Raw genomic sequence first — 10,100 nt, 5'->3', positions numbered from 1 at the left:
GTCGGAGTAGGTTTGATTTCGCCCTTGTTTGCCTTTTGATGGCGCATACCATTGCGTAGCAGGATCAAACCAAATGGCAATATTTCCGCGACTCATGAGTGCTCGGTTATATGCGGGCCAATTGGTTATGCGGTAGATTTTGTGTGTAGGCTTCTTCATTTGAAAATTATATCGCTGAAAAAGCCTTTACAGATAGATTTGTGCAACAAAGCCTAACATATTGAAAAAAATTATTTTTTCAAAGCAAAATTATTTATTAAACTTACTGGTAAACCGATATTTCGTTCTAAGCTGTCAATTGCACCCCATAACCATCCTAAATCATGATACTTCGCTTCTTGAAAATTTAACATATAGTCAATTTGATCAACATTAAACTTATTAATCATTATGCCCACTCTAAATGTTTTTCACCATTTTTAAGTGTATAGACCCAAACAGGTCTTAATGGACAAAAATCTTTATCGTAAACAACAAGCCAAGTTCCGACATCAACAACCCCTAATTCCTCTGCATGTCGTTCTGATTTAGGGAATGATAGTTTGAACCATTCCAATTGCTCAGAGATAGGTATGTCATATAAAATTTCATCATTTTCGCTTTTAGCAAGTAATAAATCACCATTTCTCATTAACTTTTCTAAAATATAGAAAAATATTGTTTTTTTTAAATCAAAGTTATTATCCACAATTTCATAAAATTCTAAATCATTATCTAATCGACTAATTGATAGCCAAATACCATCTAATGCCTGAAACTTAGCCGATTTCATTAATTCATCAAATTGTTTATCGATTAGATTAAACATTATCTACTCCATTAGACCTCTTGCGTTAGTCAAAATTTAATCAGTGATAAACGTTGATTTTTAAATAAATATCAAAGTCTAAAATAGTCAAAAATAATACTTTCGCAAGAGGTCTAAATTTCAGCTTGATTTTCATCTGAATCAACACCATGGCCATATAGATAAATCTCAGCTAATTCTAACTGGGCAGAAGTATCTCAATTTTCAGCTTTCGCTAATAAATCATTAGAAAAAACAGGTTCGGCAAATGTTTCCATTGAAAGGCATACTCCTAAAGCCATAAAAATATTTGTTAATTTATTCAATTTTTAACTTTTAAATTAAACTGTTAGGTCTGTACATTTTTATATCATATCCAAAAGAAAACTCTAAAATTACAGTATATTTTTAGCCTATTTAACATAATGGTGGTTATACGAAATGCTTTTTAAAATATCTTTGTTTTTCATATAGTTAAAAAAATTCATCCCCCTAAAAAACCACAAAAAACCGACTTGGAAACAAGTCGGTTTCTTTTTAAGCAATTTTGATACTTCTTGCCAATAAAATTGATCAATATTTAATCAAATTGTCGTTTTTCTCTGGCTTATCAATACCCCACATCCCGAAACTATCCCCAATTTCTGCGGACAACTCTTGGGATAAAGTAGGCCAACTTTGTAAGCTAAAACTTACACAGATTTAAGGATTTTGCGGATTGGTAATCCAAAGCATTAGCCCTATGATGAATACATAAGGGAACTGGATGTTTCTAGAAAACAAGAATAAGAAAATAGCGCAAGGAATGGGCAGCACGAGATCAGTAAGACTAGCAACCCGATATGAAAAAGCCCGACAGGATGTCGGGCTTTTTTATTATCTCAATTTTCTAAATTAGACTTGGATGAGCATCAAGAATACGAATTAAAGTTGCTGCAGGACCAGTCGGATAGCGACGGCCTTGTTCCCAGTTTTGTAGAGTTCTCGCGCTGATATGCAAACGTGCAGCAAACTCTGCCTGGGTTAAGCCAGTTTTCTCACGTACTTCTTTAATATCCGGCAATTCAAGCGCTGTAACTCGACTGGCCTTTATCTCATTACGTTTGATAGCACCAGCTTCTTTGATTGAAGCAACCAGGTCATCAAATAAGTTGTTATCCATGAAATTGCTCCTTCACTAATTGACGTAGGATCGAGGTCTCTTTGTCGGTCAGATTATCTTTCACAGACTTTGGATAAGCCACTAGGAAAAAGATCTGATCATCCTCTGTGACCCAATAATAGATCACCCGGATACCACCACTTTTACCCTTATTACCTTGAGCACAACGTACTTTACGGATACCACCGCCATTCTTGATTAAGTCGCCTTTATCGGGCTGTACCAAGAGATCTTGCTGGAGCTGACGATACTCTTCATCACTCACAAGCTCTTTGATTTGCTTGGTAAAAATACTGGTTTCAATGAATAGCATAGGTTCAAGTACGTCAATGGCGTATAAGAATTTTAGCAGTTTTAGAACAAAAAAACGAGAGATTACAGCTCTCTGTTAGAACCCATTCAAAATGTCTATATTCTCACCAATAAAAATGTCCACTTTTAGAATATGCGCTTTTGCGATTTTCTTATCGGACGGTTTAATATGTTGGTGTCTATATCGGATAAACTAATATTCTTTGCATTACGTCTACTGATAAAAATATGTATAACGTTCATCCAAGTGAAAAACTAATTCACGCTTTCCGCCAAAAACCTTATCAGGGATGTTGTCCTACTCAAGCAGAGTTTTTATTTATTGGCTTAGATGCCAATTACGCTCCCAATATTGAAGAACAAAAAATATTTTCTAAAATCATTGAATATCATGAGGATGCTATTTCATTTTGGCAGAAATACAATGTACATCATCCTTTTTTATTAGATGGATATAAAGGAGATGGGCGAAAATATCATAAAGAATTTTCAAAAATTAGACTTTCTTGCAAAGATGCTTCTCGTATTTCATTTATCGAGCTTCTTCATCTTCCCACAACTGGTAGAAATGATTTGAAAAGCTCTGATCTTGATAAAAATCATCTACAATACATTCATAAAGCCATTTTTTCAGAACACACTAAAGCTGTATTTATCTCTGACGCTGTTTTTAAATTAATGAAAAAAACATCTATATTTTCATGGATGAATGATGCTAAACAAATAGAAGGACATACTCTTAAAGTTTTTCATGAAAAAAAACCTTTAATCTATAAGCATTTACATTTTTCAACTTATGGAAAGTTTCAAGCTCAAAAAGAGGAAGAGATAAAAGCAATTCATAATATTATTCTAAAATCAAACATCAGTGATTTAACATAAAATCTCTTATATGAAATTTAGAACTTATCCCTTAAAAAGATCATTAAAAAGCTCTTTATCTTTCTGTCTATTTTCTTCTGTCTTACTTTCCGCACTTAAAAACTGCTCAAAATCAGCCCATTGATGTTTAAAAGATTCATCATTCTTAAATTTATTCAAAACCCAAGCGCCAAGCAAAATTTTCCGTCTAGTTTCATTTTTCCGTTCTTGGGCTTTTGCTTCGCTTAAAAGTTTTTGCTGTTTGAGTTTAAGCTCATTCTGTTTCTGTTTTGCCTGTTCTAAGATCTGCTCTTGTTCTTTTTTTAAATACTCAATTTGCTCTTGCAGGGATAATTTTTTCTGCTGTGCTTTGGTGAGTTTCTTTAAAACTGCATCTTTCTTTTCTTGAATATCTGACATAGTATTAAACCGTGATGATCAATAATCAAACATCATCATAGAGTCAAAAAACAAAGCGAGCAATATCAAACGTAGCGAAGCGAAGTTTTCCCGAAGTGAAACGAAGGGCGCACTTACCCACTTTTATCATTTCATTCAAAAGTGGACGTTGCGACAGGGGGAAACCCCTGTACCCCATGACCTCGCTTTAGCATGGTCAGCAACTTTTTCAAAGTTGCAAAAATCAAAACCACGGTATGCAGAAATTTAGGTTTTTAAAGTGGCAATTTTTCATTTGAATGAAAGCAACATCTCACGAAGTGACGGACGTTCAGCCGTTGCTTGTGCTGCTTATCGTGCCTGTGAAAAATTAGAGGATCTGACTTTTGGAAAGACTCAGGACTACACTAAAAAAAAGGGACTTGAATACAAAAATATTTATGCACCAGAACATACCAATACAAAACTTTTAGACCGTCAAACACTTTGGAATACAGTAGAAAAAAAAGAATTCAATGCCAATGGCTCAATGAAAGCCAATGCACGACTCGCCAAAGAATATATCTGTGCTTTACCACATGAATTAACAGATGCAGAACGCATAAAAATCGTTGATGATTTCTGCTCTAACTTTGTCAAAAAACATAATGTGATTGTCGATGCTTGTATTCATGCACCACATGATCATGATGATGAAACCAATAATAAAAATTTCCATGTCCACATCATGTTCACGACCAGAGTCGTGAATGACAAAGGCGAATTAGGCAAAAAACAAAGAATCTTCAACGACCATGGTCCCGAGATCCTGAAGGACAGCCGAGCAACTTTTGCCAATGTTGTAAACACAGTATTGGAAAATGCCGGACTAGACGAACGCATCGACCACCGGAGTTACAAGGATCAGGGCTTAGACTTTCTTGAACCCACTCATCATGAAGGGCATGAAGCTACAGCACTTCGCAGACAATATGACGAGGAACAAAAAAGACCGCTTGAAGAACGTAACACTGAAATTGTGCTACCAAGAATTGCACTTGAAAATGATGCAATCAAAGCCAAAAATTTAGATGCTGCACGAGAATACCAACAGATCATCAAGGGCCTTGATCAAGAAATTATTGTTCCAAGTCGATTAGAAGATCAGATTACCCAGCTGGAAAACGAACTTCAGTTAACCGAAGCAGAAGAAAAAGAGCTTTTAGCAGAATTAGTAAATCTCAATCTAGAAGAAGAACGCCTGCAAGAACAACAGGTTCAACAGATCGACAACGCATATGATGACTTCATCCGGTGCCAGGATATTTATGCAGAATTTGCCAATCAGTTTTACACCATTCAAAGCAATGCTGCTGATAATCAAAAGCAGATTGAATCAAATCTCACCAAGACAAAACGATGGTTAGCAGAAAACAAAAGCGATTTTTACCTACATAGCAATAATTTGTTTTATGACTCTTACCATCATACTTACAGAGATATAAAAAAACCTGATTTTTATGCGACTGAAAAATCAGTAGAACAGGCAAAAAATGAGAACTGGAGAGAATACGCAACCGAGGTCGAACAACTTGCTAAAGAATACGATATTGAGAATGTCGTCCAACGCTTAGGTCAATGCTCAGAGATACTGGAAAATAATGGGATTGAACGACCAACGATAAAACCCACGTTTTGGCAGAAGCTAAAACGAGAGTACGTTCATTCATTCGATACCCTACATGATTTTAATGATGATATGAGTCCCCTCCTTAAAGCAAAACGGGCAGATGATCTCAAAATTGAACAAGAAAGAATGCAGCAAGTACGCCAAGCGGAAGTAGATCGCCAACGAAGAATTGAAAATGATCGCAGAGAAAGTGAATTTAGAGAGCAATTACGTAAAGAACGAGAGCAAAAAGAACAACGCTATGAACAAGAAAAACACGAACGAGAACATTTGGCATTTTTAAAACGCCAAGAATTGGAAAAACAGCAGAAAAACGAGCCTAAAAAACCAGAAAATGAAAATAACAACGATTACCGACCTTGGTGAATGCTGTTTAAACGCAAAAAAATAGGGTTTTTAGCGATGTTTTGCTAAACCACAGAGATTTATAGTTGAGTTAAGAAAAAACTCTTAAATCGCAAATGAGAGCATTTAGCGAGTGTCTACGAGCGAACTACAGGGATCTAAATTTTTTCATCTGTTTTTCCCTGATTACAGGCTCCCCTGTGTATCAAGAACTCAGAATCAGAGCATCCCGAATGGGTGCGAACTGATTACGGTGGCTTTATGTCGAGCGAAGCGAGTGAAAAAGTTCTATGAGCGAAGCGAATTCCTAGTTGCTTTTCTTTTTTAAAAAATCACGAAATTTTAAGCCAAAAATTGCCCCTACGAACTGAGCGAAAGCGAAGTTCAATAGAGTTTGAGCGTAGCGAAAACATAGGGCAATTTTTCCTTTCCTGGGCTTTTAATTATTTTAAAGTTTTTAAATGTTTTTAGGTAAGCTGAAAGCCCTGTAAATAAAGGCTTCTAGACTTCATATGACACCGTTTACCTTGCAATATGACACCGTTTACCTTGCAATATGACACCGTTTACCTTGCAATATGACACCGTTTACCTTGCTTATAGCACTAAAATTAATTAAGGTGTCATAGCATAATAAATAATACTGGTGCTTCATGAGAGAGTTAGTTGTAAAAGACAATGCCTTAATTAATGCAAGTTATAACTTAGATTTAGTAGAACAACGTTTAATTTTATTAGCTATTGTTGAGGCAAGAGAAAGTGGGAAAGGGATTAATGCTAATGATCCCTTAACTGTCCATGCAGAAAGCTATATCAATCAATTTGGCGTACATCGCAATACCGCTTATCAGGCATTAAAAGATGCCTGTAATGATTTATTCGCAAGACAATTCAGCTATCAAAAAATAAATGAAAGAGGGAATATTGAGAACTATAGATCCCGTTGGGTTAGTGAAATTGGATATGTAGATAATGAAGCAGTGGTTAAGCTTATTTTTGCCCCTGCCATAGTTCCATTAATTACGCGCTTAGAAGAGCATTTTACTAAATACGAATTGCAGCAAGTTAGTAATCTCAGTAGTGCTTATGCTGTTCGTTTATATGAGTTATTAATTGCTTGGAGAAGTACGGGCTCTACTCCAATTATAGAGCTAAGTGATTTCCGTCAAAGAATTGGCGTACTCGATACTGAGTACAAGCGTATGGAACGCTTTAAAACTAGTGTACTTGAGCTCGCTATTAAACAAATTAACGAACATACAGATATCACAGTGAAGTATGAACAACACAAAAGAGGTCGATCAATTTCAGGATTTTCTTTTAACTTTAAACAGAAAAAGAAGGACAGCCCATCAATAGAAAGAGATCCGGATACTTTGGGTCTTTCTTCAAAGATGACCGATGCTCAACGGCATATGTTTGCAAATAAACTTTCAGAACTCCCTGAAATGGGTCGCTATTCACAAGGAACAGAAAGCTATCCTCAATTTGCTGTTCGTATTGCTGAGATGCTACAAGACCCTGAAAAAATCAAAGAACTATCCCCATACCTAAAAAAAGTGGGATACATGCCATCAAATAAAAAGGACACCGTAAATGGCTAAGTTATCACTAAGTGAAGTATCTAAAAAATTCCATGTGGATAGATCAACCATTTACAGAGCTGTACGTAATGGACGTTTATCACGCTCCAGTGATGGACAATTCGATCTAGCAGAGGTCATCCGATGCTTTGGAGAACCTGAGCAAACATCTCAAAAAATTGAATCATCTAAGCAAGAAGGTGATGAATCTACAAAAAAACTTATTGCCCATTTAGAAAATGAAGTCAAAAAATACCAAGAACGTGAAGAACGCTTAATGCAACAAATTGACCGTATGCAAACACTCATTGAGCTGAAAAGTGTTGCTCCTGCCACAGCAGCACCACAACAAGATGCTACGGCATGCGACACCGACCTACCACAGCATGCGACAACACAACAAGACAATGATAATAAAAAGAATAATGAATTAAATATTGCAGAAAATGTGGCAGTGCCACAGCAAGAAACTACGGCATACCACACCCAAACGCTACAGCATGCCACGTTGCAAAATGTGGCAGTGCCACAACACAAAAAACGTGGCTTATTTGGCCGTGTACTGAATGCTGTTTTTGATAATGACTAAGGGAGAAAGATCATGCCGAAACTGAAAGACATTGCCCTAGGCATTATTGTGGCCCCGCTGTTGATCCCGATCATGCTGATCGCATCGTACCAGGATAAAAAGGAGCTGAAAAAAGAGCTGGATGAACGCCAAAAAGGAAAAGACCAGGCATCCTGATTATTCAATTGGGCTAATTAAAAGTGTGAAACATTGATTAAATAGTAGGCGTGGAACGTGAAAAATGCATAAAAAAGCCCGATCTGGAGGATACGGGCCAATCAAAATGATATATACCATTGATTAATAAAGACAATTATAAAGCATTTCGTATAAGGTGTATTATGTTAATTTTAGGAAATCTTTAGAATTGTCCTTCAAGTAACTGACCTATTTCCAACCTGGTATAGCCACGTTCTTTAAAGATCAAAATAATTGCTTTTTTATAATTTTCAGAAGTAGAAGTCTTATATTTGATTATCAGTTGATTTTCAGATTTCAGCTCAAGATCATTTTTGATGGTCAATACTTCGCTAGAGATCTTATTAAAGATATTTAAGTTAAACATACAGGCACTCGTCATCCGTATTATAGCGGCCCGACTATAACGAATACCTGCCTTAGCTACGCTAGACACCCTTGGCCGCAAGGATGACAAATTAAGAAAAACTCCACAAGTGTTTGCTTATTGAAAGAATAAATAGTCCCTCCAAATCCTATTTGAATAACAGCCATTGTGTTAATTTTAAAAATTGTTGATCTTTCAAAAAATAGTTTTAAAATTTCTCTTATAAGGAGATGGTATTCCTCCTTTTACAAACCGCCAGTTCTGGCTGATGATGCCTACGTAACTCTCTTTCCAAGTAGAGTGCGTAGGTGTGCGCTCTACTTTTATTTTGGAGCGCATACACTATGTATTTTTCCCTTCTATCAATAGCTCTTGGCTCTATATTTGGTGCCTGGCTTCGTTGGGGTATAAGTCTTAAATTTAACAATGTCTTTGAAAATATTCCTTTTGGGACAGTACTGGTTAACTTGATCGGTGCTTTCATTATCGGGTTAGCAGTATCATTTTTTTCAAATAGCTCTCTAAGTCCCAATTACAAATTATTTGTCGTAACAGGCTTCTGTGGTGCATTGACTACCTTCTCAACCTTCTCGGTTGAAGTGGTGGGCTTATTACAATCTTCAAAATTTGAGTATGCAATTTCTACGATAGCTATCCATGTGATCGGCTCACTGATATTTACTGTATTAGGCATGCTCACATATCAATTTTGCGGTAACAACTAATACTCTAATGGCTTCTATATGAGGCCTTTTAAAATCCATTTAACATAATGGGCGTTATGCGAAACTAGTAGGCTTTACGCGGAATTCTTAGCATATTCATCTTTTGTCTTATATCTTTGTTTTTTCCCTATCGGTAAAATATATTCATAACCTATAGAGGAAAAAAGTAGGTAATTAAGAAAAAAATTACAGCGATTTATAAGCCTTATAGTTCCGGGAGAGACTATAAGGCTTTTTCTTTATCTTAAAATTCATATATCTATACTATTTTGATAAACAAAAGCATGGCTGAAAGCCATGCTCTGGGAATTCGTATAAGGTGTATTATGTTAATTTTAGAAATATTTAATAGCTGGAAATAATATGACTAAAAATCCAGAATGGGTCACACGTGGTAAAACTATCAAGCAATTAATTGAAGAATTAGAATCTTTCGAAGATCAAAATCTATTAGTTGAGATATCTTTTGATGATGTAGAAACATCCAAGCCTATAAGTTTAGTTGGTAAAATTGATGGTAAATGTATTCTACTGAATTCTGAAAACTCAACAGAGTAACACCCATTATTTTAAATAATGGGTGTCATAAGTCAAAAAGTGTAAACACGTGGATCTACGTTTCGCATAATCCGTATTATGTTAATTGGGCTTTGTTGCACAAAGATTTGAAATGCAAAGCGCCCATAATCGAGCCAAATCTAAGGCATAACTTGGGTAAGTGGTTGACCTAATTCAGTGAATTTATTGAGGACTGCCACACATGTATGAATCTCATTGACTTGGCTTTGAAAGCTCCTTGCACTCAGTTTATCGCCCAATAATTTAATGCAATGCATCTTGGTTTCTACCAAACTTCGCCGATGATAGCCTGACCATTTTTTCCATAGTGTCCTGCCTAAACGTTTAACTGTTCGAAGTAATTCATTTCGTTCTAGCGAGCTACTCTTTGTATCTTTCCATGGTTTCGCATTTTTTCTAGGTGGAATCACCGCATGCGCTTGCCGATCTGCAATGACCTGACGGCATTGCTTGGTGTCATAAGCTCCATCGGTATAAACAGAGTCAATCCGCTCATCTTGTGGAATCTGATTAAGTAAATCACCAAGCACCTGTGAATCACTGAC

Annotated in this window: 14 protein-coding genes, 2 pseudogenes and 1 riboswitch; of the genes and pseudogenes, 7 read left to right on the top strand and 9 right to left on the bottom strand. The window is 36.0% G+C overall.

What is annotated here, in order from left to right; all coding sequences use genetic code 11:
• From FTU19_RS15165 to FTU19_RS15140, 6 genes and pseudogenes are all read right to left on the bottom strand, one after another.
• Positions 1 to 159 (bottom strand): annotated as a pseudogene (locus FTU19_RS15165) (IS5/IS1182 family transposase); the annotation flags it as partial.
• Between the two features lie 71 nt (positions 160 to 230).
• A complete protein-coding gene (locus FTU19_RS15160; RefSeq protein WP_180111827.1) occupies positions 231 to 389 on the bottom strand; it encodes a hypothetical protein in 159 nt (52 codons plus the stop codon).
• The gene (locus tag FTU19_RS15155; protein ID WP_180111831.1) at positions 389 to 808 is read right to left on the bottom strand and encodes a DUF596 domain-containing protein; all 420 of its coding nucleotides are present in this window, start codon (positions 806 to 808) and stop codon (positions 389 to 391) included. Before FTU19_RS15155 ends, FTU19_RS15160 begins: the two co-directional genes overlap by 1 nt.
• Before the next feature lie 116 nt (positions 809 to 924).
• A pseudogene (locus FTU19_RS15150) lies at positions 925 to 1,065 on the bottom strand (SEL1-like repeat protein); the annotation flags it as partial.
• Between the two features lie 611 nt (positions 1,066 to 1,676).
• On the bottom strand, positions 1,677 to 1,949 hold the full coding sequence (nadS, locus tag FTU19_RS15145) for a NadS family protein (RefSeq protein ID WP_130114462.1): 273 nt from the start codon (positions 1,947 to 1,949) through the stop codon (positions 1,677 to 1,679).
• Positions 1,942 to 2,262, bottom strand: a complete 321-nt coding sequence (locus FTU19_RS15140) for a type II toxin-antitoxin system RelE/ParE family toxin (RefSeq protein ID WP_000897309.1) — start codon at positions 2,260 to 2,262, stop codon at positions 1,942 to 1,944. Before FTU19_RS15140 ends, nadS begins: the two co-directional genes overlap by 8 nt.
• A gap of 227 nt (positions 2,263 to 2,489) precedes the next feature.
• Here FTU19_RS15140 and FTU19_RS15135 point away from each other — a divergent pair, with 227 nt between their 5' ends.
• Complete coding sequence (locus tag FTU19_RS15135; protein ID WP_005086345.1) at positions 2,490 to 3,143, top strand: hypothetical protein; 654 nt, start codon at positions 2,490 to 2,492, stop codon at positions 3,141 to 3,143.
• A gap of 24 nt (positions 3,144 to 3,167) precedes the next feature.
• On the opposite strand, the gene FTU19_RS15130 is transcribed toward FTU19_RS15135, so the two are convergent.
• A complete protein-coding gene (locus FTU19_RS15130) occupies positions 3,168 to 3,542 on the bottom strand; it encodes a hypothetical protein (RefSeq protein ID WP_086322809.1) in 375 nt (124 codons plus the stop codon).
• 259 nt (positions 3,543 to 3,801) lie between these two features.
• Between FTU19_RS15130 and mobQ the strand changes: the two genes are divergently transcribed.
• From mobQ to FTU19_RS15110, 4 genes are all read left to right on the top strand, one after another.
• On the top strand, positions 3,802 to 5,556 hold the full coding sequence (mobQ, locus tag FTU19_RS15125; RefSeq protein WP_373684979.1) for a MobQ family relaxase: 1,755 nt from the start codon (positions 3,802 to 3,804) through the stop codon (positions 5,554 to 5,556).
• A 632-nt stretch (positions 5,557 to 6,188) separates the two neighbouring features.
• Entirely contained in the window at positions 6,189 to 7,139 is a 951-nt protein-coding gene (gene repM, locus FTU19_RS15120; RefSeq protein WP_180131822.1) for a replication initiation protein RepM, read from the top strand.
• A complete protein-coding gene (locus FTU19_RS15115) occupies positions 7,132 to 7,707 on the top strand; it encodes a plasmid replication DNA-binding protein (RefSeq protein ID WP_121523934.1) in 576 nt (191 codons plus the stop codon). The genes repM and FTU19_RS15115 overlap by 8 nt, the downstream gene beginning before the upstream one ends.
• Before the next feature lie 12 nt (positions 7,708 to 7,719).
• Positions 7,720 to 7,863, top strand: a complete 144-nt coding sequence (locus tag FTU19_RS15110; protein WP_180131820.1) for a hypothetical protein — start codon at positions 7,720 to 7,722, stop codon at positions 7,861 to 7,863.
• A 184-nt stretch (positions 7,864 to 8,047) separates the two neighbouring features.
• Here the strand turns inward: FTU19_RS15110 and FTU19_RS15105 are convergent, their stop codons facing one another.
• Complete coding sequence (locus FTU19_RS15105) at positions 8,048 to 8,251, bottom strand: hypothetical protein (RefSeq protein WP_180111839.1); 204 nt, start codon at positions 8,249 to 8,251, stop codon at positions 8,048 to 8,050.
• Positions 8,252 to 8,468: 217 nt separating this feature from the next.
• Positions 8,469 to 8,536: riboswitch (Fluoride riboswitch) on the top strand.
• Between the two features lie 59 nt (positions 8,537 to 8,595).
• Between FTU19_RS15105 and crcB the strand changes: the two genes are divergently transcribed.
• Complete coding sequence (crcB, locus tag FTU19_RS15100) at positions 8,596 to 8,976, top strand: fluoride efflux transporter CrcB (RefSeq protein WP_180111833.1); 381 nt, start codon at positions 8,596 to 8,598, stop codon at positions 8,974 to 8,976.
• Positions 8,977 to 9,339: 363 nt separating this feature from the next.
• Complete coding sequence (locus tag FTU19_RS15095) at positions 9,340 to 9,534, top strand: hypothetical protein (RefSeq protein ID WP_180111835.1); 195 nt, start codon at positions 9,340 to 9,342, stop codon at positions 9,532 to 9,534.
• Between the two features lie 140 nt (positions 9,535 to 9,674).
• On the opposite strand, the gene FTU19_RS15090 is transcribed toward FTU19_RS15095, so the two are convergent.
• A partial coding sequence (locus FTU19_RS15090) for an IS5 family transposase (protein WP_180131819.1) occupies positions 9,675 to 10,100 on the bottom strand: 426 nt, incomplete at its 5' end.

The sequence above is a fragment of the Acinetobacter sp. YH12072 genome (assembly GCF_013419565.1).
Lineage (GTDB): Bacteria > Pseudomonadota > Gammaproteobacteria > Pseudomonadales > Moraxellaceae > Acinetobacter.
The sequence above is the reverse complement of the archived record's forward strand: the minus strand, read 5'-3'. Positions and strand labels throughout refer to the sequence as shown.

Bases quoted from the DNA above. Each gene is read 5' to 3' on its own strand.
- FTU19_RS15095 (WP_180111835.1), top strand. From the start codon at position 9,340: ATGACTAAAAATCCAGAATGGGTCACACGTGGTAAAACTATCAAGCAA.
- crcB (WP_180111833.1), top strand. From the start codon at position 8,596: ATGTATTTTTCCCTTCTATCAATAGCTCTTGGCTCTATATTTGGTGCC.
- FTU19_RS15110 (WP_180131820.1), top strand. From the start codon at position 7,720: ATGCCGAAACTGAAAGACATTGCCCTAGGCATTATTGTGGCCCCGCTG.
- FTU19_RS15105 (WP_180111839.1), bottom strand. From the start codon at position 8,251: ATGTTTAACTTAAATATCTTTAATAAGATCTCTAGCGAAGTATTGACC.
- FTU19_RS15135 (WP_005086345.1), top strand. From the start codon at position 2,490: ATGTATAACGTTCATCCAAGTGAAAAACTAATTCACGCTTTCCGCCAA.
- nadS (WP_130114462.1), bottom strand. From the start codon at position 1,949: ATGGATAACAACTTATTTGATGACCTGGTTGCTTCAATCAAAGAAGCT.
- FTU19_RS15115 (WP_121523934.1), top strand. From the start codon at position 7,132: ATGGCTAAGTTATCACTAAGTGAAGTATCTAAAAAATTCCATGTGGAT.
- FTU19_RS15155 (WP_180111831.1), bottom strand. From the start codon at position 808: ATGTTTAATCTAATCGATAAACAATTTGATGAATTAATGAAATCGGCT.
- FTU19_RS15160 (WP_180111827.1), bottom strand. From the start codon at position 389: ATGATTAATAAGTTTAATGTTGATCAAATTGACTATATGTTAAATTTT.
- FTU19_RS15130 (WP_086322809.1), bottom strand. From the start codon at position 3,542: ATGTCAGATATTCAAGAAAAGAAAGATGCAGTTTTAAAGAAACTCACC.
- repM (WP_180131822.1), top strand. From the start codon at position 6,189: ATGAGAGAGTTAGTTGTAAAAGACAATGCCTTAATTAATGCAAGTTAT.
- FTU19_RS15140 (WP_000897309.1), bottom strand. From the start codon at position 2,262: ATGCTATTCATTGAAACCAGTATTTTTACCAAGCAAATCAAAGAGCTT.